Source organism: Mesorhizobium helmanticense (assembly GCF_003034915.1).
GTDB classification, from domain to species: domain Bacteria; phylum Pseudomonadota; class Alphaproteobacteria; order Rhizobiales; family Rhizobiaceae; genus Mesorhizobium; species Mesorhizobium helmanticense.
Window position 1 is genome coordinate 271186 of sequence record NZ_PZJX01000028.1, and the last position, 17938, is coordinate 289123.

The window sequence follows — 17938 nt, forward strand, 5'->3', positions numbered from 1 at the left end:
GCGGGAAGGTTGATCATGTGCGACCTCTTCAGGCCGCCAGCCCTCCGGCCTGCGTCAGCAGAAACGCCTCGCCGCAGGCCTTTGCCAGATTGCGCACCCGCAGGATGTAGCTTTGGCGCTCGGTGACCGAGATCACGCCGCGCGCATCGAGCAGGTTGAAGACGTGGCTGGCCTTGATGCACTGGTCATAGGCGGGAAACACCATGCGGTGCATCGCCAGATTGTCGCTTGGCGCCGGCGCGCCCGCATCGAGCAGCGCCTTGCACTCGGCTTCGGCGTCGTCAAAGTGCCGGAGCAGTATTGCCGTGTCGGCGAATTCGAAATTGTGGCGCGAATATTCCTGCTCGGCCTGCAGGAAGACGTCGCCATAGGTCACCTTGTCGGCGCCCTCGCGGCCATTGAAATTGAGGTCGTAGACATTGTCGACGCCCTGCACATACATGGCCAGCCGCTCCAGCCCGTAGGTGAGCTCGCCCGCTACCGGCGCGCATTCGATGCCGCAAACCTGCTGGAAATAGGTGAATTGCGAGACTTCCATGCCGTCGCACCAGCACTCCCAGCCCAGCCCCCAGGCGCCCAGCGTCGGGCTTTCCCAATCGTCTTCGACGAAGCGGATGTCGTGCAGCAGCGGATCGACGCCGATCGCCTCGAGCGAGCCGAGATAGAGCTCCTGCAGATTGGGCGGGTTCGGCTTCAGGATCACCTGATACTGGTAGTAGTGCTGCAGCCGGTTCGGGTTCTCGCCGTAGCGTCCGTCCTTGGGCCGGCGCGAAGGTTGCACATAGGCCGCGTTCCAACGCTTGGGCCCGAGCGCGCGCAGCGTTGTCGCCGGATGAAAGGTGCCGGCGCCGACTTCCATGTCGTAGGGCTGGAGGACGACGCAGCCATAGTCCGCCCAGTAATTGTGCAAGGTCAGGATCAGCCCCTGGAACGAGCGGCTGGGATGCATATGGGCGGGAATGGCAACGGTCACGGCGGCCTCGACGGGAAAGGCGGGGATGCGGCCCTCCCTAGAGCGCCGCTCCGCAGGCGTCAAGGCAAGGGGTCAGCCCTTCGGCGGCTTCACCTTCGGAGTTTCCTGCGCCGTGTTGGATTCGATCGGCGGCAGGCCCTTCAAAAGCTTCTGCTGCACGGCGGCAAGCACATCCGGGTCCGGCTTCAGGTCGCGGGCCTGGTTCCACTGGAAGGTGGCTTCCAGCTTGCGGCCGACGCGCCAGTAGGCGTCGCCGAGGTGGTCGTTCAGCACCGGATCTTCCGGCTTCAGCGACACGGCCCGCTCCATTTCACGCACAGCGTCGTCGAACCGGCCGAGGCGGTAATAGGCCCAGCCCAGCGAATCGACGATGTAGCCGTCGCTCGGCCGGAGATCGACGGCCTTCTGGATCATCTGAAGGCCTTCCTTGAGGTTCATGTTCATGTCGACCCAGGAATAGCCGAGATAGTTCAGAACCTGTGGCTGGTCGGGGAACAATTCCAGCGCCTTGCGGAAATTCGGCTCGGCCTTCGGCCATTCCTTCAGCCGCTCATAGGCGATGCCGCGCTGGTAGAAGATGTTCCAGTTGGCGCCGGTCGGCGTCTTCAGCACCTCCACCGCCTTGTCGTAGAGATTGGCCGCGGCGCGGAAATCCTCCTTGGCGGCGTAGACGCCGCCGAGCGCCAGATAGGCGCGCATGTCGTCGGGATGCGCGTCGACCAGTGCCTTCAGATGGGTGACCGCCTCGTCTTGGCGGTCGAGGTCGGCAAGGTTGAGGCCGAGCTGCAGGTCCGAAAGCTCCTTGAGCGGCGAACTGGCGGGAATGCGGCGATACAGGGCGATGGCGCCTTCGCCGTCCTTCAATTGCTCGGCGACAGCCGCAAGCTGGACAAGGGCCGCATCGCTGTCGGGCTTCAGCGCCAGGGCATATTGCAGATAGAGGCGCACGAACGGCTCGCCGCCGCCGCGATTGAGCGCGGTGGCGAGATCGAGCAGGATTTCCGAGGCGCCGTCCGACGGGCCGGCAACGAAGGGTTCGACCTTCTCGCCCTTGGTGATCTTGTCGCGAAGGGCCGATATCTCAACCTTGCCGGGCGCGAACGTCTCGGCCTGGTCCAGCACCGAAAGCGCCTTGGCCTTGTCGCCCTTGCGGGCGAGGAAGGAGGCGTAGGCCTGTGCGTTGCGCAGCCAGGTCTCGGGCGCAGCACCACCGGCCGTGGTGTCAGCCAAGGTCGCGGCATAGAGTTCGTCGGCCTTTTCGGGCAAGCCCGAGGCGTCGGCGATCAGCGCGCGATGGTAGGATTTGAACAGGCCGAACCAGTCAGGCCCCTGCAGCTTGTCGACGAAGGTCAAGGCATCGCTGCTGTCACCAGCGCCCTGCTTGGCCCATCCGGTCATGATGCCGGAGATCAGCCGGTCGAGATCGGATTCGAGCGAAAGCTTGAGCCAGTATTCAGCCTTGGAGAAATCCTTCTTGTGGAAAGAACCGACGGCGAGCGCCAGGCGCGAGAACCGCTCGACATCGGGAACGGTCTTGAGCTTGTCGGCATAGACCAGGGATTCCTCGAAGCGTCCCTGCGCGATCAGCGACAGCATCAGGCTTTGCTGCAATGAGGTGTCGCCGGGATCGAAGGCGAGCGCCTGCTTGTAATAGGTGATGGCGCTGTCGAGATCGTTGTCGCCTTCGGCGACCCGCGCGGCGAGATAAGCGCCCGAGAAGGATGTGATCTTGACCGGTTCGGTGGTCTGTTTGGCATAGGCCGGCAGATCGGACACCGCCATAGCCGTCACAATTGCCAGCCCTGCCAGCCAGCGCGCACATCCTTGCCGCATCATATTCCTTTCAGCCTGGGGCTCCCGCATCCGCGGGCTCACCATAGACTCGATCTTTTCCGGGCAAAGCATGGCCTTTTTTGGGTCAAGCATCAATCCGGCCCGAATTCACAATCGGGTCATGCGATTAAGAAAGCATGCCGACAGGCGAATGCACCTCTTCAAATATCGCCCTGCGACGTTCCAATGTGACGTTGCTCACTTCAATGCCTCCGATGTTCCCGTAAGCAGCAAGGGTTGAGAACTGCCGCGACGTAAACCACCCGTGGCGCGTGCAGAAGGATGCGCTTGCTTCGCCGAGGAGGTGCCTATGCTGGAAATGCCGCGTAACGAGCAAGCCTTCGCCATTGTCGATTTGATCTATGAAGCGGCCTTCGCCGCCGAGAGGTGGCCGGATGCGCTGGAAGCGGCCAGCGCGCTGTCGCGCTCGGCGGGCGGCGCGATTTTCGTGGTCAGCGACCATGCGCCGGTTCGCGCCATCGGCGAGGCGCATCTCCAGCCGTTGCTCGACGCGTTCATGGCGAAGGACAATTGGGCGGCTTCCCAGAGCGTCCAGCGCATGCTGAGTGCCCGGCCGGCGAGCTTCGCGCGGATCGACGAGTTCATGACCGGCGAAGAGATCGAGCGCGATCCCATCTGCACATCCGCCAAAGCTTTCGGCGTCGGGTCGCTCGTCTGCACATCGATTTCGATGCCCGGTGGAGAGCTTTTCCTGTTTGTGTTCCTGCGCTGGCTGAAGGACGGCGATTACGATCAGGCCACGATCGATCTGTTGAACGGGCTGCGTCCGCATCTGGCACGCGCTGGCCTCATAGCCCAGCGCCTGGGTCTGGAGCGAGCAGGCACGGCCGTGTCCGTCCTCGGTGACATGGGATTGCCGGCCGCCGTCACGAACGGATCGGGCCGTGTGCTGCTGGCCAACAGCCTCCTGGACGGGATGGCGGACGTTTTCCGATCCCTGGCTCATGGCGGCATGGCGCTTGTCGACGAACCGGCAAACGCGCTTTTCCAGCAGGCCGTCGTCCAGAACAGGGATAACCGCGTCGTGCGCTCCATCCCCGTTCCGGTCGTGCGGGAGCGGCCCGCGCTGATCGTTCACCTGTTGCCGTTGCGCCGCGCCGCGCACGATATTTTTTCGGGCGCCGAAATTCTGGTCGCTGCGACGACGGTAAGCGTTGACGCCACCATTGCGTCGCCGAGCATCCTTGCGGCCCTGTTCGACCTGACGCCGGCGGAAGCCCGGCTCGCCACCGCGCTTGCCTCAGGCCGTTCCACGCAGGAAGCGGCCATGGAAATCGGCATCGCCGTCAAATCGGCCCGCAGCTACCTCGAACGAATCTTCCGAAAGACCGGGACCAACCGCCAAAGCCAGCTCGTGGCGCTGCTGAAGAGCGCGCGGTCTTTTGTGTGATCCAATAAGCTGTTCCGTCGAACCACGGATCCGCAGATGCCGCTCGGCTTACTCAGCTCACCCGGCTGATGCAGAAATCGATGACGTCGATGAGCGCCGATTTCTGCGGCGTCGCCTCGAGCGGCGCCAGCGCGTCGCGGGCGATCTCGCCGAAATGGCGGGCGCGCCCGATTGTATCGGCGATCGCCCCGTGGCGGGTCATCAGGCCGATCGCCTTTTCCAGCCCGGCGTCATCGGTGACATTGTCCTCGATGGCGCGCTTCCAGAAGGTGCGTTCGGCCTTGGTGCCGCGCCGGTAGGCGAGGATGACCGGCAGCGTTACCTTGCCCTCGCGAAAGTCGTCGCCGACATTCTTGCCCAGATCCTTGCTGGTGCCGCCATAATCCAGCGCATCGTCGATCAACTGGAAGGCCAGGCCGAGATTCATGCCATAGGAGCGCAGTGCCGCGCGATCGTTGCGCGTCGCCTGGGCGATGACGGGTCCGACCTCGGCGGCGGCCGAGAACAGCGCCGCGGTCTTGGCCTTGATGACGGCGAAATGCTCGTCCTCGGTGGTTTCGAGGTTTTTTGCGGCGGCGAGTTGCATCACCTCGCCCTCGGCGATGATCGAGGCGGCACTCGACAGGATGTCGAGCGCTTCCAGCGAACCGACATCGACCATCATGCGGAAAGCCTGACCAAGCAGGAAATCGCCAACCAGCACGCTTGCCTGGTTGCCCCAGATCATGCGGGCGGTCTTCTTGCCACGCCGCATGCCACTCTCGTCGACTACATCGTCGTGGAGAAGTGTCGCCGTGTGCATGAATTCGACCGATGTGGCGAGCTTGACATGGCCATCGCCCGAATAGCCGAACATCTGGGCCGAGGCGAGCGTCAGCATCGGCCGCAGCCGCTTGCCGCCGGACGAGATCAGGTGGTTGGCGACCTCCGGGATCATCTCGACATCGGAACCGGCCTTCGACAGGATCAATTTGTTGACCCTTGCCATGTCGGCGGCCGTCAGATCGATGAGATCCTTGATGGACGCAACTTCCCGCTTCCCGTTTTCAATGTTGAGAACGACACCCACGACAAAACTCCCAACCTCATATGCACGACGGCACGCTGGTCCCTTGAGAAGACTCTAGGGCGCTACCCACCGGGGCGGCAAGAGGCGAATTGGCGCGGATGCTCTGGCGCCTGGGTCCATCCACATTTACATCAAGGCCGCAAACTGCGAGTTTCGCCCAATGATAGAGCTTATCCGCACCAACGATGCCGTGATCATCTCCTTTGTCGAATCGCTGATGCGCGACGCCGGCATCGGCTGTTTCGTGGCCGACCAGAATATGAGCGTGCTCGACGGGTCGATCGGCATCCTGCCCCGGCGCATCATGGTCGACGCCGATCAGGCCGACGCGGCGCGGCGCATCCTGACCGATGCCGGCATCGCCAACGAGATCCGCCTGACATAATGTCCGTGTCGCGCGCCACCCTTGTCCGCGACACGCCGGCCCACACGGTCGATGCCTTCCATCGCGGGCGCTTCTGGCTGGTGCAGCCGAAACAGGCCGGCCATCGCGCCGGCATGGATGCGATGATGCTGGCCGCTTCGGTACCGTCCGCCTTCACTGGCCGGCTCGCCGATTTCGGCGCGGGCGCCGGTGCCGCGGGCCTCGCGGTGCTGTCACGCTGCCCGGCGGCGGAAGTGGTGCTCGTCGAACGCTCGCCTGAAATGGCGGGTTTTGCGGCAACCACGCTCGCCCACCCCGGCAACGCCCATCTCGGTGACCGCGCCCGCGTGCTCGCCGCCGATGTCACCCTGTCGGGCCAGGCGCGGACGGCCGCCGGCCTTGCCGACAATTCCTTCGATTTCGTCATCATGAACCCGCCCTTCAACGCCGCCGAGGATCGCGCCACGCCCGACCCGCTCAGAAAGGCGGCGCATGTGATGGAGGACGGGCTGTTCGATCACTGGATCCGAAGTGCCGCGGCGGTGGTCAGACCGCGCGGCGGTCTCGCCATCATTGCCCGGCCGGAGCAGCTCGGCGCCATTCTGGACGCGATATCGGGCCGTTTCGGCGACGCCGAGATGCTGGCCGTCCATCCGCGCCCCGATGCGGCGGCGATCCGCATCATCCTCAGGGCAACGCTCGGTGCGCGCGGAAAACTGTCGATCCGCCCGCCGCTGATGCTGCATGCGCAATCGGGCGACGGCCCAACCGAGCGGACCGAGATGATCAACAACGGGCTGGCATCGCTGTTTGGCGATTGATTTTTGATTTGATGCATGTCGTTAACCCAAAACCGCAGCACACTTTTTGGGCGACTTGCATCTTGCTGGCCGGCGTCGCGGCATTGCCGTTGGCTGGCGAACCGCCTACATGCCATCAGGCCAATTGACCGGAGATCCCGTGAAACGCCTCTTCAACCGCCTGCTGCCGAAATCCTGGCGCTCCAACGTCGTCGTCATTCCGGTCATCCGGCTGCACGGCACCATCATGGCAGGCGGCGGCCAGTTCCGACCGAGCCTGTCGCTGGCTTCGACCGCAGGCCTGATCGAGAAGGCGTTCTCCTTCGCCGCACCAGCGGTCGCCATCTCGATCAATTCGCCGGGCGGCTCGCCGGTGCAGTCGCGGCTGATCTTCAGGCGCATTCGCGACCTGGCGAACGAGAAGAACAAAAAGGTTCTGGTCTTTGTCGAGGACGTCGCAGCCTCCGGCGGCTACATGATCGCGGTCGCCGGCGACGAGATCTTTGCCGACCCCTCCTCGATCGTCGGCTCGATCGGCGTGGTGTCGGCCTCGTTCGGCTTTCCCGAGCTGATGAAGAAGATCGGCGTCGAGCGCCGCGTCCACACCGCCGGTCAGAACAAGGCCGTGCTCGACCCGTTCAAGCCCGAGAAGAAGGAGGATGTCGAGCGGCTGAAGGCGTTGCAGCTCGAGGTCCATGAGACCTTCATCGATCTCGTCAAGGAGCGGCGCGGCACCAGGCTCAAGGACGATCCCGACCTGTTCACCGGCCTGTTCTGGACCGGCAAGAAGGGACTGGAGCTCGGCCTTGTCGACGCGCTTGGCGACATGCGCAGCGTGCTGAAGACCCGTTTCGGTACAAAGACCCAGCTCAAGCTGATCACGGCGCCGCGCGGCCTGTTCGGGCGGTTCGGCCTGTTCGGTTCGCGCCAGGGCTTTTCGGCGCCCGATATCGCCGCCGCTGCCGCCAGCGGCGTGATCGATGCGGCGGAAGAGCGCGCGCTTTGGGCTCGCTTCGGGCTTTGAAAAACCTGCGGAAACGTCTAGCATAGTGCGTTGACCGACCCCATTGGCCGCGTTTGCCAGCCCTGCGAGGGAGGAGTTTGACATGCCACAGATCGTTTTCTTCGCCGCCGTCGGGGTGCTTGCCTATGTCGGTTACCGCTCCTTCGTGAGGGAGGCCCAGCGCGTGACGGCCAAGATACGGCGCACCGAAAAGCAGGCGGCAAACGGCACGATGGGAACGTTGGTCAAGGATCCGAAGACCGGCGAATACCGCCTGGCCAAGGACTGAAAATCATCTCCCTCGCCGCCGAGACCGTGAATTCCGACGCGCGGATGTGGCATGCGCATGCCAAGATCAACCTTGCGCTGCACGTCACCGGCAAGCGGCCGGATGGCTATCACCTGATCGAGAGCCTCGCCGTCTTCACGCGCTTCGGCGACAGGGTCGAAATCGAGCGTGCCGACAGCGACGGGTTTTCCGTCTCCGGCAAATACGCGTCCGCCGTCCCGCTCGACGGCGGCAATCTGGCGGTGAAAGCACGCGACGCCTTGCGGATGGAGGCCGGTCTCCAGCATGCGCCGCCGGTTGTCATCCGGCTGGAGAAGAACCTGCCGGTCGCGTCGGGCGTCGGCGGCGGCTCTAGCGATGCCGCGGCCGTGTTGCGCGGGCTGGTGCGGAGCTGGGGGCTCGACATTGACGATACCGAACTGGCGCGGATCGGCCTTTCGCTTGGCGCCGACATTCCGATGTGCCTGGCGGCAAAGCCGCTGATCGCGCGCGGCGTCGGCGACGAGCTGTCGGTCGTGCCGGGTTTTCCGGCCTTGGGACTGGTGCTGGTCAATCCCGGCGTCGCCGTCTCCACGGCCGACGTGTTCAATGCGCTTGAGAAACGCGACAATGATGGGCTGCCGCCGCTGCCGCGCAATTTCGACTTCCACAGCATCCGCAACTGGCTGGAGATCACCCGCAACGATCTCGAGCCTGCGGCGCGCGCCATCGAGCCGGCCATCGGCAAGGCGCTGTCCGTGCTGAACAAGGCCGGAGCGGGGTTTGCCCGGATGTCGGGCTCAGGCGCGACCTGTTTCGGGCTGTTCGAGACCGGCAATGTGGCGAAGCGCGCCGCAGCCGAAATCCGCAGTCGCGAACCGGATTGGTTCGTCGCCGCGACGCGCAGCCTGACATCGGAGGCCGACTGACATGGCCAGGATTGACGAGAGCCGTCCCTTCATTCCCGTGCGCATCGCGGTGCTGACGGTTTCCGATACGCGCAGCCTGGCCGATGACAAATCCGGCCAGACGCTGGCCGACCGCATCACGGAAGCCGGCCATATCCTGGCCGCCCGCGACATCGTCACCGACGACCGGGAAAAGATCCGCGACACGGTCCTCGCGTGGTCGAGGGACAAAAATATCGATGTCGTCATCACCACCGGCGGCACCGGCTTCACCGGCCGCGACGTGACGCCGGAGGCGCTGGAGCCGATCTTCGAAAAACGCATGGACGGCTTTTCCGAAGTGTTCCACCGCATCTCCTACGACAAGATCGGCACTTCGACGATCCAGAGCCGGGCGACCGGCGGCGTCGTCAACGCCACGTTCGTCTTCGTGCTGCCGGGTTCGCCCGGCGCCTGCAAGGACGCCTGGGACGGTATCCTGAAGCCGCAGTTCGATTACCGGCACATGCCCTGCAATTTCGTCGAGATCATGCCGCGGCTTGACGAGCATCTCAGGCGCGGGAAGACCGGATAGCCGGAGCGTTTAGCGAATGACCGGCTCGCCATGGAAGCGCCGGCGCGAAGGCGGCGAAACACCGAAGCCGACTTCCATCATCAGCCGCGGCGCGCGCGTCGGCACGGTGCCCATGTGGAAACCGAAGGGATCCTCGACAAAACCGAGACCGGCCTCGCCGGTCAGCGTGACCGGGCTGTCGTCGCCGTAGACCTTCAGAACCTCCTCGGCCGGATGGCCGACGAGAAGCGTCATCTGATGCTTGACGATGCGGCGGTTGTGGCTGCCCCTGACATAGACATGCGGACCGGTGCCGTCGTCGACCGGCACAAGGTAGAAGAAGAATTTCAGCATGCGCCAGTCGTCGAGGTCGAAGTGGTATTTGCCGAGCGATGCGAGGTTTTTCTCGGCGTCGGAGACCCCACCGGTCGGAAAGCTCCACCAGACGCGTGTCGTGATCAGCTTCGCCTGGCTGCCGAGATAGTGGGCGGCGATGTCGAGAAGCAGCGGGTCGCGCTGCACGGCAAGTGCCGCGTCACAGTCGAGGATCCGTTCGAAAAAATGGCCGCTGAGCAAGGGACGGCCGAAGTGCTTCTCGGCCTCGGCATGCTTGGCCGGCTGGAATTCCAGCCTACGGTCGAAATTGCCGAAGCACGGCGTGCGCTGGGCAAAGCGGGCGATCTCCTCATAGATCGACGATGGCAGCACCAACCCGGAAAAGAGGCCGTCCGAGCGGAGCGCATCGACGACTGTTCCACGATCAACGCCGGTGAACATCGTTTCCCGGGCTTTTTGTGCCGGCCGAACCGGTTTTGCGCCACGCCAATGCAGCCGGCGCGCCGGCATGGTGCGCGCCAGCACGAACATCGGCAACCAGGCCGGGTTCTCGCGAAGGTCGGTCAGATAGGTCGGGATGCGCACGGCGATGCGGCGCAGCAGGCTGCCGTTTCGGGCGATCGCCTCGAGGCTTGCGCCGGATTTGTCAGGGCTTGAAAGGGTCATCGGCTCCTCGGCTGTGAAGGCGGCGTCGACGAAGTGTCGGTCGCTCACCGCTCCGGCATTACCCAAACCCTGATATCCCGCATCAGGAGAATGCTACCCCGAGGGAAGGTATTGTGCAATGCACAATAAAGGACAGCCCGGTAAAAATTCCCGTAATCAACCTCCCCCTCGCCCACCTACGGACGGAGGAAACGTGGCGAGCAGCGTGAATGGAGAAGAGCGAGGAGCAGCGCAAGAAGGAGCTCACTTCGCCGGCGCGACGGAGATCTCGGCGTGGAGCCGCTTTGTCGCGAGGCCGCGCGCTATGGCTTCGGCACTGCGGGCGTTCTTGGACAAGGCAGCAGCCTGACGCTTGCTGATCACCAGCCCTTCGGCCAGCGCCCGGTTTCCAGAAAAGACCCGCGACAGAAACGGCGTGCGGCTGGCGCGCGCCCGTGAGAACCGCGCCGGCATGGTTTGCCTGGCTGTATGGGCGGCGACATCGTCGATCCAGCCTTCCGCCAGCCGCGCGCCCGGCTCCAGCATGAGCAGCCATTCGCCCTTGGCCTGCCTGATGCCGGCGGCAACGCCGCCCGTCACGTAGTGGCAGCCGGCATGGTCGGCTACCCGATGCGTCTGGTCGGTCGAACCGGTGTCGCAGACGATGACATCGCGCACCACGCCCTCGACCGCGCCGCCGATCAGCGAGGCGAGCGTGCGGGCAAGGCCCTCTTCGTCGTTCAGGGTTTCGATGAGAACGCTGAGCATGTTTAGCCGAATAGCGGAAAGCCGGACGAAGCGCCAGTTTTTGCATCGCACCATAAAAAGTTCTTGCTTTGTTCTCGTCAATGAAATAGGAATAATTTCATGAACAGAGCGATTCGACAGCCTGCCGACAGTCCCTGGGAGAGGGCGAAAATGGAACAGATCGTGCGTGCCGACATTGCAGCCTTCGGAGCAGGAAGAGCCGAGATGGCCAATGCGATGATTGAGCAGAGCGGCATGCGCGTGCGTCCGGAACGCAATCGCGGCCGTTCCGCCGGCATCAATCCGTCCGGCCGCTTCGAGCCGGTCAGCCGGCATGTCTTCGACGACGGCTGGAATTCGCTGGAGGAACTGCCGCCGTTCAAGACCGAGGTGCAGGTCGAGAAGCCGCGCACGATCATCACCCGCAACGAGTCGCCCGATATTTCCTTTGACCGGTCCATCAATCCCTATCGCGGCTGCGAGCATGGCTGCGTCTACTGTTTCGCCAGGCCGACGCACGCCTTCATGGGCCTGTCACCAGGGCTGGATTTCGAATCGAAGCTGTTCGCCAAGCCGGATGCGGCGAGGATGCTCGACAAGGAACTGTCCAAGGATGGCTACCAGCCGCGCACCATCGCCATCGGCACCAACACCGATCCCTACCAGCCGATCGAAAAGCAGTACCGGATCATGCGCGAGATCCTCGAAGTGCTGGAGGCGCGCGGCCACCCGGTCGGCATCGTCACCAAATCGGCGCTGGTGACGCGCGACATCGACATATTGTCGCGCATGGCCGAACGCGGACTGGCCAAGGTGGCGCTGTCGGTGACGACATTGGACCGGATGCTGGCCAGAACGATGGAGCCACGCGCGTCGACACCGACCAAGCGGTTGGAGGCGATCAGGCAGCTTTCGGATGCTGGCATTCCCGCCTCTGTCATGGTCGCGCCGATCGTCCCTGGCCTGACCGATCCGGAGATGGAGCGTATCCTCGATTCGGCCTATGCGGCGGGTGCGCGCGAGGCCGGCTATGTCCTGCTGCGCCTGCCGCTGGAGGTGGCGCCGATCTTCAAGGACTGGCTGCTGCGCCACTATCCCGACCGCTATCGCCACGTCATGTCGCTGATCCGCTCGATGCGCGACGGCAAGGATTACGATTCGGAATGGGGCAAACGCATGAAAGGCTCCGGTCCCTACGCCTGGCAGATCGGCCGGCGCTTCGAGATCGCCGCCAAGCGGCTTGGCCTCAATGCCGAACGGCGATCGCTCAGGACCGACCGGTTCGTCGCCGCGGCCAAGGCAACGGAGCAGTTGATGCTGCTTTGAAGACATGATGTGCCGCCGGTACTGGCGGCGCCTAAAAGCGCGTCGCGTTCGACCGGCCTCATGCAACGCGCTTTCAGGTTCTTGTTTTTATGCATGTCGTTACCGCAAAACCGCTGCACACTTTTGCGCGAGATGCATTGGAAAATTCCGTCCGGCCTGTCTTGTCCCCGGGCTTGCAGACGGTGCCCTCCGGGTCCGGTGCCCCATCGGCCCGGAGGGGCTTGCGGAGAATCGGAGCTGATGCGAACCTCGCCGCACCATGGCTCGCCAGCGTTCCGATTCTCCGCTTCTCTTTGAAATCGTCGAGAGACCCGACTTCTCCTTCGAGACGAAGGCGATGGCCGAAGGTCTGTGGCCGGTGGCGGGCATGGACGAGGCCGGCAGAGGGCCGCTTGCCGGACCGGTCGTGGCGGCGGCGGTGGTGCTCGATCCCGCCAACATTCCCGATGGTCTCGACGATTCCAAGCGCCTTAGCCATTTGCAGCGCGAGGCGTTGTTCTCGAGGATCCTCAGTTCCGCCTTCGGCGTATCGATGGCCTCGGTCAGCGCCGAAGGCATCGATGACAGCAATATCCTCAAGGCCAGCCTCGAGGCGATGCGCCGCGCCTTGGTCGGCCTGCCGGTGCAGCCGAAACTGGCGCTCGCCGACGGCCGTGACGTGCCGCCGGGCCTGCCCTGCGCCGGACGCGCGCTGATCAAGGGCGACCAGCGCTCGCAGTCGATCGCCGCCGCCTCGATCGTCGCCAAGGTTATGCGCGACCGCATGATGTGCGGCTGCGGCAGCCATCACGCGCATTACGGATTCGAGGTTCATATGGGCTATGCGACTGTCCGTCACCGCACGGCCATCGAGGCGCACGGGCCGGTGGCGCGGCTGCACCGCGTGTCGTTCGCGCCGTTCCGGCTTGGCGGGGCGGAAGTGGTGGAGGAAGAGAGCCTTGCGGGTCTGGATTAGGCGGGTTCGTAGCTTCGTCGTCCTCGGGCTTGACCCGAGGATCCATGCCGCGACACTTGCCCAGGAATGCAGCGGATCAGAATTCTGCAACGTCGCACCGCTCCAACGTCACGGCATGGATCCTGGGGTCTCCGCGACGTCGCTTCGCTCCTGCTCCGCCCCAGGATGACGAAACGATAGAGCTTGCCACAACAAAGAAAGCCGCCGGGTTGCCCGGGCGGCTTCGATGATGCGATGACGGCTTTCGCCTAATTCAGCTTAGACTTCAAATCCTGAAGCGACGCCTTGAACAAATCCGCACCAGCCTTTGCGTCCGTCTTGGCGGCGAGCAGCGCGCGGGCAGCCTCGACGGCGATGTCGACGGCGCTGGCGCGCACTTCGCCGATCGCCTCGCGTTCGGCCTGACCGATCTTCTGCTCGGCAAGCGCTGTGCGCCTGGCGACATAGTCCTCGGTCTTCTTGTGCGCCTCTGCGGCAAGCATGTCGGCCTCGCGCTTGGCGGCGGCGACGATGTCGGCAGCCTCCTGCTCGGCTTCCTTGCGTTTCTTCTGGTATTGGCCAAGCAGTTGCTGGGCTTCCTCGCGCAGCCGGCGCGCATCCTCAAGCTCGGCGCTGATCTTGGCGGCCCGGGCATCGAGCGACTTGGCGATCAGGCCCGGTACCTTGATGTAGATGGCAATGGCCAGGAAAATGACCAGGGCAACCGTGGCCCAAAGCGTTGCGAGAGATGTGGCGTCCATGATGCGCTCCTCACCGGGCCACGGATTTGACCGCAGCCGCGATCTCGGCCTTGCTGGCCTTGCCGCCGACCAGCGCCTCGACGATTGCCGAAGCGGTATCCTCGGCTATCGTGCCGACTTCCTTCATGGCGTTTGCCTTGATGGAGGCAATGCGGGCCTCGGCTTCGCCAAGTTTCTGGTCGAGCGCCGCCTCGATCTTCTTGCGGGCGGTCTCGGCCTCCGCCTTGGCGGCATCGTTGGCCTGCTGGCCGATCGTGTTGGCCCTGGTCTTGGCTTCCGCCAATTCCTGCTCATAGGCGGCAACGGCGGCGTCAGCCTCGCCCTTCAACCTGGCGGCATGGTCCAGATCCTGAGTGATCCGGTCATTGCGCACGTCGATGATGCCACCGACGCGCGGCATCACCACCCGCTTCAGGAACAGGTAGAACAGCCCGAAAGTGATCGCCAGCCACAGAAGCTGCGACGGGAAAGTCGCCGGATCGAATGGCGGGAACACGCCGTGCGCCTCGGCGGGCACGCCGGTGCTGGAATGCGTATCGCCTTCCGTCCCGGTGGGGCCACCTTCGACGGCGGGCGCGGCCTCTTCTGCAAAGGCAGATGTCACGAACATGGACTATCCCCTGATATCAGGCCCGCCGCAGGTTTGCGGCCGGCCTGTCCAATTCCCAATGTCAGCCGAACAGGGGCTCAGCCGAACAGGGCCAGAAGCGCGATGAGAAGGGAGAAGATGCCCAGCGCTTCGGTCACGGCGAAGCCGAAGATCAGACGGCCGAACTGGCCATCGGCGGCCGACGGGTTGCGCAGCGCGCCCGACAGATAGCTGCCGAAGATGTTGCCGAGGCCAATGCCTGCGCCACCCATGCCGAGGCACGCGATGCCAGCGCCGATGTACTTTGCTGCTTCTGCTTCCATGTGTTCAACTCCTTTGGATCTAAAATTCCGTTGCAATTCCATCCGGCGGCAATGTCGAAACGCTTGGGCCGGAAACTCTTGATCAGTGCCCGGGATGCAGGGCGTCGTTCAGATACATGCAGGTCAGCACGGCAAAGACGTAGGCCTGCAGGAAGGCGACCAGCAATTCCAGCGCCGTCAGCGCCACCGCCATCGCCAGGGGCAGGATCGACCCGGCGACGCCGACCGCTCCCAGCGCGCTCAGGCTGACGACAAAGCCGGAGAACACCTTCAGCGTGATGTGGCCGGCCAGCATGTTTGCGAACAGACGAACCGAGAGGCTGACCGGGCGCGAAACGAAGGAAATCACCTCGATCAGCACGACCAGCGGCAAAAGGTAGACGGGAACGCCATGCGGCACGAACAGCTTCAGGAAACCCAGGCCGTGTTTCATGAAGCCGTAGACGACGACGGTTCCGATCACCAGCGCGGCGAGGCCGAAGGTGACGATGATGTGGCTGGTGACTGTGAAGAAATACGGGAAAAGGCCAAGCAGATTGGCGACGAGCACGAACATGAACAGCGAAAACACGAAGGGGAAGAACTTCATGCCTTGCGTTCCGGCTGCGTCCCTCAGCATGTTGCCGACGAACTCGTAGGCCATTTCGGAGACCGACTGAAGACGGGTGGGAATGAGGCTGCGGCTCGACGTCGTGAGGTAGAGGAACGCCGACGCGACGGCAACGGTGGCGACCATGAACAGCGCCGAATTGGTGAAGGACAGATCGTAGCCGCCGATGTTGATCGGAATCAGCTTGACGATATGGAACTGGTGGATCGGATCGACCTTGTCAGCAGCCACTTAATAATCCCCATCAAAGCCGCGCGCGACTCTATTGTCCTGTTCATCGCGCCGACCAGCGGCGCCTTCGTTCATTCTTTCGGATCGCGCGGTTTTTCGCCCTGTCCGAATTGCGCCACAAGCCCCGCGGAGCGCATGACATTGAGCACACCAGCGCCAAAGCCCAGCAGCAGGAACACGATCAGACCCCATGGCGATGTCCCCGCCAGACGGTCGATGATCCAGCCGATGCCGGCACCCACCACTACCCCGGCGATGAACTCGCTGGACAGTTTGAGTGCCTGGCCGTACCCGGCCGCACTGCCCGCTTTCGCGTCGTCTTTCCCCTCGAGCCGGTCCGGCCGCCTTGTCGCTAGCGATGCTTCAAGGTCGCGCCGGCGGCGCTCAAGATCGTCGTCGCGGATGTCGGCTTCATGCTGCTTGCCGCGGCCGGTTTCTCCGGTTCCGTGTGGCCCATTCTTGTCGGCCATCGAACCCCCCTGCCCGGTCAGACCGTCGCCGTCCGTCCGCTTCTAAAGTCGCCGGCAACATAGTTAGAGGGTCTGCCTCCGTCAAGCCACGGGCAGAACTTCAGCCTCAAGTATTTTTCGTATTTAAATCAACGGCTTGTCAAGGTGCGACATCGTGCCCGACACTGTCTCTGGCGCGCCGCGGCCGAATCCCTGCGGCGATGGCTGTTCGATTGGCCGCGCCGGGGGTGCTCAACTCCAGCCGCCGCCATAGGTGCGGTAGAAGATATGCAGGCCGATCTTGGTCATTCTTTTCATCGCCCGCGCCCAGCCCGGATTGACATAGTTGGCGTAATAGTGGGTCGACGATCCCACTTCCGGGATGAAGATCTTGCCGGCGGTGACCGCCATGGCGACATCCTGGGCTATTCTGTAGTTGGCGGGGCTTTCGATGCGCTTCTTCCTGCCGTCACAGGCGAAGGAGAACTGGCAGCGGTTGAACCATTTGTCGTTCTGGTAGACGACGCCGCAGATCGAATTCGGATAGGCCGGATTGCGGACGCGGTTAAGGATGACCTGGGCGACGGCGGCCTGGCCGCGCACGCTCTCGCCGCGCGCCTCGAAATAGATGCCGTTGGCAAGGCATGCCTGCTCCGGCTTGGAGAAGACGCTCGCCGGCAGCGGATTCTGCATCCAGGAGTGGTCGCCCTTGGTCATTGGCGGAATGAAGCGGCCATTGTTCGGCTGCTCGTCCTGCAGCAAAGCCTCGAAGGGCGATGCCTGCGCATAGTCGGGCGCGGCCGATGCATAGGCGGTCGCGAGCACATCGGGACGATCGTTGTTGACCAGCGCCGCAAGCATCGGCGGCATGTCGGGATCGGGCTTCTTGTCGACGCGCGTGTGGAATGCGGCGGCGATCTCGATCTCCTTGCCTTTGATCTCGGGCTTGGCGAAAGCCATCTTCAGGCCGCTGTCCATGCTCGGGCGCAGCAGCGAGGAGGTGCGCTCGAAGATCGAGCCGGCATTGAAGTTCCTCGGCGGCGCCACCGGCGAGACCTGGATGATCCGGTCCCCCTTGTCGGCGCGCATGACGCGGTCCTCGTCGGGCGTCGTGCCGGCCACGTTGCCCTTGCCGCGAAACGACACGGCGCCGATGCCGGGCAACCGAACGCCGGAACCCGAGATCGAACCGGTGGTGTCGGAATCGAGAAAAGGCATCTCGGCGGCATGGACCGAACCGGCGACGGATTTCTCGACAAAGGCGTTCCAGCGGGCGTTCGGCGCTTCGAGGCCGGAGATCAGGCTCGTCATGTCCTGGTAAGCAATGACATTGGGAAAACCGACCCAGATGCCAAGCCCAATGACCAGAGGAGACAGGAAGGAACGTTTTTTCTCGCCAGCGGCAGCGACAAGCCGCGTCAAGACATTTCGATGCACGGAACTCTTGGGCAAGCCGACCAAGATGCCGAGATCAATAACCAGAGGAGACAGGAAGGAACGCTTCTTCTCACCGGCGGCGGCGAGCAGCCGCTTCACAACACGTCGATGCACGGAACTCTCCAGAAACGCAACGGACCCCACTGGAGAGGAACAATGATGCATTAACCTTGATGGGGCGTTAACAAGGTCGATCGTGTTTTTTTGATGTTGACGCGAAACGAGCCGCTTTTTTGCGTCATCAGCCGGGCCGGAAAAACCGGCCAGGCGATCAGCGCAGACGGCCGCCGCCAGCCATACGTCCGACCACGAGCAGAGAATTACAAGACCCGGAATGGCTGCCGGCAGCAGGAAGCGATGGGCGTCTC

21 protein-coding genes are annotated in these 17938 nt (G+C 63.6%); 9 read left to right on the top strand and 12 right to left on the bottom strand.

Annotated elements, in window-relative coordinates:
* Positions 1-28: 28 nt before the first annotated feature.
* From C9427_RS15925 to C9427_RS34800, 3 genes are all read right to left on the bottom strand, one after another.
* Positions 29-973, bottom strand: coding sequence for a glycine--tRNA ligase subunit alpha (locus C9427_RS15925; RefSeq protein WP_107650072.1), 945 nt, complete (start codon positions 971-973; stop codon positions 29-31).
* Between the two features lie 72 nt (positions 974-1045).
* A complete protein-coding gene (locus C9427_RS15930; RefSeq protein ID WP_107650183.1) occupies positions 1046-2806 on the bottom strand; it encodes a tetratricopeptide repeat protein in 1761 nt (586 codons plus the stop codon).
* A 127-nt stretch (positions 2807-2933) separates the two neighbouring features.
* Complete coding sequence (locus C9427_RS34800; RefSeq protein WP_245437086.1) at positions 2934-3299, bottom strand: hypothetical protein; 366 nt, start codon at positions 3297-3299, stop codon at positions 2934-2936.
* A gap of 9 nt (positions 3300-3308) precedes the next feature.
* On the opposite strand from C9427_RS34800, the gene C9427_RS15935 reads away from it, so the two are divergent.
* Positions 3309-4217 carry a helix-turn-helix transcriptional regulator gene (locus tag C9427_RS15935; protein ID WP_245437087.1) on the top strand — a complete coding sequence of 303 codons (909 nt, stop codon included), beginning with the start codon at positions 3309-3311 and terminating at the stop codon, positions 4215-4217.
* 52 nt (positions 4218-4269) lie between these two features.
* On the opposite strand, the gene C9427_RS15940 is transcribed toward C9427_RS15935, so the two are convergent.
* Complete coding sequence (locus C9427_RS15940) at positions 4270-5286, bottom strand: polyprenyl synthetase family protein (RefSeq protein WP_107650074.1); 1017 nt, start codon at positions 5284-5286, stop codon at positions 4270-4272.
* A gap of 160 nt (positions 5287-5446) precedes the next feature.
* Between C9427_RS15940 and C9427_RS15945 the strand changes: the two genes are divergently transcribed.
* The 6 genes from C9427_RS15945 (at position 5447) to moaB (ending at position 9203) form a co-directional block, all read left to right on the top strand.
* A complete protein-coding gene (locus C9427_RS15945) occupies positions 5447-5671 on the top strand; it encodes a putative signal transducing protein (protein WP_097575540.1) in 225 nt (74 codons plus the stop codon).
* Positions 5671-6471 carry a tRNA1(Val) (adenine(37)-N6)-methyltransferase gene (locus C9427_RS15950; RefSeq protein ID WP_107650075.1) on the top strand — a complete coding sequence of 267 codons (801 nt, stop codon included), beginning with the start codon at positions 5671-5673 and terminating at the stop codon, positions 6469-6471. The genes C9427_RS15945 and C9427_RS15950 overlap by 1 nt, the downstream gene beginning before the upstream one ends.
* Before the next feature lie 139 nt (positions 6472-6610).
* Positions 6611-7474 carry a S49 family peptidase gene (locus C9427_RS15955; RefSeq protein ID WP_107650184.1) on the top strand — a complete coding sequence of 288 codons (864 nt, stop codon included), beginning with the start codon at positions 6611-6613 and terminating at the stop codon, positions 7472-7474.
* An 82-nt stretch (positions 7475-7556) separates the two neighbouring features.
* Complete coding sequence (locus C9427_RS15960; protein WP_107650076.1) at positions 7557-7742, top strand: hypothetical protein; 186 nt, start codon at positions 7557-7559, stop codon at positions 7740-7742.
* 44 nt (positions 7743-7786) lie between these two features.
* The gene (locus C9427_RS15965) at positions 7787-8650 is read left to right on the top strand and encodes a 4-(cytidine 5'-diphospho)-2-C-methyl-D-erythritol kinase (RefSeq protein ID WP_425351650.1); all 864 of its coding nucleotides are present in this window, start codon (positions 7787-7789) and stop codon (positions 8648-8650) included.
* A gap of 1 nt (position 8651) precedes the next feature.
* The gene (moaB, locus tag C9427_RS15970) at positions 8652-9203 is read left to right on the top strand and encodes a molybdenum cofactor biosynthesis protein B (RefSeq protein ID WP_107650078.1); all 552 of its coding nucleotides are present in this window, start codon (positions 8652-8654) and stop codon (positions 9201-9203) included.
* 9 nt (positions 9204-9212) lie between these two features.
* On the opposite strand, the gene C9427_RS15975 is transcribed toward moaB, so the two are convergent.
* Both C9427_RS15975 and C9427_RS15980 read right to left on the bottom strand, forming a co-directional pair.
* A complete protein-coding gene (locus C9427_RS15975; protein ID WP_107650185.1) occupies positions 9213-10184 on the bottom strand; it encodes a phytanoyl-CoA dioxygenase family protein in 972 nt (323 codons plus the stop codon).
* Between the two features lie 243 nt (positions 10185-10427).
* Positions 10428-10931, bottom strand: coding sequence for a glycosyltransferase (locus C9427_RS15980; RefSeq protein WP_107650079.1), 504 nt, complete (start codon positions 10929-10931; stop codon positions 10428-10430).
* 150 nt (positions 10932-11081) lie between these two features.
* On the opposite strand from C9427_RS15980, the gene C9427_RS15985 reads away from it, so the two are divergent.
* The gene (locus tag C9427_RS15985) at positions 11082-12236 is read left to right on the top strand and encodes a PA0069 family radical SAM protein (protein WP_146172552.1); all 1155 of its coding nucleotides are present in this window, start codon (positions 11082-11084) and stop codon (positions 12234-12236) included.
* Between the two features lie 259 nt (positions 12237-12495).
* Positions 12496-13191, top strand: coding sequence for a ribonuclease HII (locus C9427_RS15990; RefSeq protein WP_107650081.1), 696 nt, complete (start codon positions 12496-12498; stop codon positions 13189-13191).
* Between the two features lie 248 nt (positions 13192-13439).
* Here the strand turns inward: C9427_RS15990 and C9427_RS15995 are convergent, their stop codons facing one another.
* The 6 genes from C9427_RS15995 to C9427_RS16020 all read right to left on the bottom strand — a co-directional run bounded on the left by C9427_RS15995 (position 13440) and on the right by C9427_RS16020 (position 17570).
* The gene (locus tag C9427_RS15995; RefSeq protein WP_107650082.1) at positions 13440-13931 is read right to left on the bottom strand and encodes a F0F1 ATP synthase subunit B; all 492 of its coding nucleotides are present in this window, start codon (positions 13929-13931) and stop codon (positions 13440-13442) included.
* Positions 13932-13941: 10 nt separating this feature from the next.
* A complete protein-coding gene (locus tag C9427_RS16000) occupies positions 13942-14541 on the bottom strand; it encodes a F0F1 ATP synthase subunit B (protein WP_107650083.1) in 600 nt (199 codons plus the stop codon).
* 77 nt (positions 14542-14618) lie between these two features.
* Positions 14619-14843, bottom strand: coding sequence for a F0F1 ATP synthase subunit C (locus C9427_RS16005; protein ID WP_006330271.1), 225 nt, complete (start codon positions 14841-14843; stop codon positions 14619-14621).
* A gap of 82 nt (positions 14844-14925) precedes the next feature.
* Positions 14926-15684, bottom strand: a complete 759-nt coding sequence (locus C9427_RS16010; RefSeq protein ID WP_107650084.1) for a F0F1 ATP synthase subunit A — start codon at positions 15682-15684, stop codon at positions 14926-14928.
* Between the two features lie 71 nt (positions 15685-15755).
* Positions 15756-16154, bottom strand: coding sequence for an AtpZ/AtpI family protein (locus C9427_RS16015; RefSeq protein WP_097575556.1), 399 nt, complete (start codon positions 16152-16154; stop codon positions 15756-15758).
* 231 nt (positions 16155-16385) lie between these two features.
* Positions 16386-17570, bottom strand: coding sequence for a cell wall hydrolase (locus C9427_RS16020; RefSeq protein WP_107650186.1), 1185 nt, complete (start codon positions 17568-17570; stop codon positions 16386-16388).
* Positions 17571-17938: the final 368 nt, after the last annotated feature.

What these genes read in the sequence shown, in the direction of transcription:
- C9427_RS15930 (WP_107650183.1), bottom strand. Translation starts at nt 2,806, where the DNA reads ATGCGGCAAGGATGTGCGCGCTGGCTGGCAGGGCTGGCAATTGTGACG.
- C9427_RS34800 (WP_245437086.1), bottom strand. Translation starts at nt 3,299, where the DNA reads ATGCGCCTCGCCGATGGCGCGAACCGGCGCATGGTCGCTGACCACGAA.
- C9427_RS15945 (WP_097575540.1), top strand. Translation starts at nt 5,447, where the DNA reads ATGATAGAGCTTATCCGCACCAACGATGCCGTGATCATCTCCTTTGTC.
- C9427_RS15950 (WP_107650075.1), top strand. Translation starts at nt 5,671, where the DNA reads ATGTCCGTGTCGCGCGCCACCCTTGTCCGCGACACGCCGGCCCACACG.
- C9427_RS15960 (WP_107650076.1), top strand. Translation starts at nt 7,557, where the DNA reads ATGCCACAGATCGTTTTCTTCGCCGCCGTCGGGGTGCTTGCCTATGTC.
- C9427_RS15965 (WP_425351650.1), top strand. Translation starts at nt 7,787, where the DNA reads ATGTGGCATGCGCATGCCAAGATCAACCTTGCGCTGCACGTCACCGGC.
- moaB (WP_107650078.1), top strand. Translation starts at nt 8,652, where the DNA reads ATGGCCAGGATTGACGAGAGCCGTCCCTTCATTCCCGTGCGCATCGCG.
- C9427_RS15975 (WP_107650185.1), bottom strand. Translation starts at nt 10,184, where the DNA reads ATGACCCTTTCAAGCCCTGACAAATCCGGCGCAAGCCTCGAGGCGATC.
- C9427_RS15980 (WP_107650079.1), bottom strand. Translation starts at nt 10,931, where the DNA reads ATGCTCAGCGTTCTCATCGAAACCCTGAACGACGAAGAGGGCCTTGCC.
- C9427_RS15985 (WP_146172552.1), top strand. Translation starts at nt 11,082, where the DNA reads ATGGAACAGATCGTGCGTGCCGACATTGCAGCCTTCGGAGCAGGAAGA.
- C9427_RS15990 (WP_107650081.1), top strand. Translation starts at nt 12,496, where the DNA reads ATGGCTCGCCAGCGTTCCGATTCTCCGCTTCTCTTTGAAATCGTCGAG.
- C9427_RS15995 (WP_107650082.1), bottom strand. Translation starts at nt 13,931, where the DNA reads ATGGACGCCACATCTCTCGCAACGCTTTGGGCCACGGTTGCCCTGGTC.
- C9427_RS16000 (WP_107650083.1), bottom strand. Translation starts at nt 14,541, where the DNA reads ATGTTCGTGACATCTGCCTTTGCAGAAGAGGCCGCGCCCGCCGTCGAA.
- C9427_RS16005 (WP_006330271.1), bottom strand. Translation starts at nt 14,843, where the DNA reads ATGGAAGCAGAAGCAGCAAAGTACATCGGCGCTGGCATCGCGTGCCTC.
- C9427_RS16015 (WP_097575556.1), bottom strand. Translation starts at nt 16,154, where the DNA reads ATGGCCGACAAGAATGGGCCACACGGAACCGGAGAAACCGGCCGCGGC.